General features: G+C 55.5%; 2 tRNA genes and 2 rRNA genes. All 4 read right to left on the reverse strand.

Annotation, left to right across the window (positions count from 1 at the left end):
- Positions 1 to 68 precede the first annotated feature (68 nt).
- Positions 69 to 144 (reverse strand) — tRNA-Ala (locus D7M11_RS36045).
- A gap of 111 nt (positions 145 to 255) precedes the next feature.
- Positions 256 to 332 (reverse strand) — tRNA-Ile (locus tag D7M11_RS36050).
- A gap of 40 nt (positions 333 to 372) precedes the next feature.
- A 5S ribosomal RNA gene (gene rrf, locus D7M11_RS36055) occupies positions 373 to 489 on the reverse strand.
- Positions 490 to 618: 129 nt separating this feature from the next.
- A 16S ribosomal RNA gene (locus D7M11_RS36060) occupies positions 619 to 2,133 on the reverse strand; the annotation flags it as partial.

Here is a 2,133-nt window from a genome sequence, read left to right on the forward strand (position 1 = left end):
TACCACATCCGCAGCTCACTTTGCAAGAAGTTTTTTCTCGCTTGTTTATGCGTTTGTAGTAATCGTTTTGGTGGAGCCAAGGAGGATCGAACTCCTGACCTCCTGCTTGCAAGGCAGGCGCTCTCCCAGCTGAGCTATGGCCCCAGACGGTCCCCCAAAAGTGAAGGTTTCCTTCGCAGCCTAGTCCGAATACTTTCGGGGAGCCCCCGGTTTTCTTCGGGTTATGCTAACGATGGTTTCACTTCATAAGGACAATGGTGGGCCTTAGTGGACTCGAACCACCGACCTCACCCTTATCAGGGGTGCGCTCTAACCAGCTGAGCTAAAGGCCCGCAATGATGTATGCATTTGTGAGTCCGCAAAAACGGACCCGCTTGGCAACGTCCTACTCTCCCAGGACCCTGCGGTCCAAGTACCATCGGCGCTGGAGGGCTTAACGGTCGTGTTCGGGATGGGAACGCGTGGATCCCCTCCGCCGTCATCACCAAACGGATTGAATTGAAAGAAATAATCGGGTTTCCCCTCTTACTCCTTCAAAACTGAGCAACGAGCGATGCAAGTGATGGTGAAGCTTGCGCTTCTTGTACCGAACCGTGACAGGTTCGAAGTACTCCATAGAAAGGAGGTGATCCAGCCGCACCTTCCGATACGGCTACCTTGTTACGACTTCACCCCAATCATCTACCCCACCTTCGGCGGCTGGCCCCTTGCGGTTACCTCACCGACTTCGGGTGTTGTAAACTCTCGTGGTGTGACGGGCGGTGTGTACAAGACCCGGGAACGTATTCACCGCGGCATGCTGATCCGCGATTACTAGCAATTCCGACTTCATGCAGGCGAGTTGCAGCCTGCAATCCGAACTGAGACCGGCTTTTTAGGATTGGCTCCACCTCGCGGCTTCGCGGCCCGTTGTACCGGCCATTGTAGTACGTGTGTAGCCCAGGTCATAAGGGGCATGATGATTTGACGTCATCCCCGCCTTCCTCCGGTTTGTCACCGGCAGTCATTCTAGAGTGCCCACCCGAAGTGCTGGCAACTAAAATCAAGGGTTGCGCTCGTTGCGGGACTTAACCCAACATCTCACGACACGAGCTGACGACAACCATGCACCACCTGTCTCCCCTGTCCCGAAGGCCTACCCTATCTCTAGGATATTCAGGGGGATGTCAAGACCTGGTAAGGTTCTTCGCGTTGCTTCGAATTAAACCACATACTCCACTGCTTGTGCGGGTCCCCGTCAATTCCTTTGAGTTTCAGTCTTGCGACCGTACTCCCCAGGCGGAGTGCTTACTGTGTTTACTTCGGCACCAAGGGTATCGAAACCCCTAACACCTAGCACTCATCGTTTACGGCGTGGACTACCAGGGTATCTAATCCTGTTTGCTCCCCACGCTTTCGCGCCTCAGCGTCAGTTACAGGCCAGGAAGTCGCCTTCGCCACTGGTGTTCCTCCACATCTCTACGCATTTCACCGCTACACGTGGAATTCCACTTCCCTCTCCTGCACTCAAGCCATCCAGTTTCCAGTGCGAACCGGGGTTGAGCCCCGGGCTTAAACACCAGACTTAAACAGCCGCCTGCGCGCGCTTTACGCCCAATAATTCCGGACAACGCTTGCCCCCTACGTATTACCGCGGCTGCTGGCACGTAGTTAGCCGGGGCTTTCTTCTCAGATACCGTCACCCGAAGAGCAGTTACTCTCCTCGGCGTTCTTCTCTGGCAACAGAGCTTTACGATCCGAAAACCTTCATCACTCACGCGGCGTTGCTCCGTCAGGCTTTCGCCCATTGCGGAAGATTCCCTACTGCTGCCTCCCGTAGGAGTCTGGGCCGTGTCTCAGTCCCAGTGTGGCCGATCACCCTCTCAGGTCGGCTACGCATCGTCGCCTAGGTGGGCCGTTACCCCGCCTACTAGCTAATGCGCCGCAGGCCCATCCGTAAGTGGCAGATTGCTCCGCCTTTCCAAAAGAGAACATGCGTTCTCTCTTCGTATCCGGTATTAGCTATCGTTTCCGATAGTTATCCCAGACTTACGGGCAGGTTGCCTACGTGTTACTCACCCGTCCGCCGCTAACCCCGAAGGATTCGCTCGACTTGCATGTATTAGGCACGCCGCCAGCGTTCGTCCTGAGCCA

Origin of the sequence: Paenibacillus ginsengarvi (genome assembly GCF_003626695.1) — a bacterium.
GTDB lineage: Bacteria > Bacillota > Bacilli > Paenibacillales > NBRC-103111 > Paenibacillus_AB > Paenibacillus_AB ginsengarvi.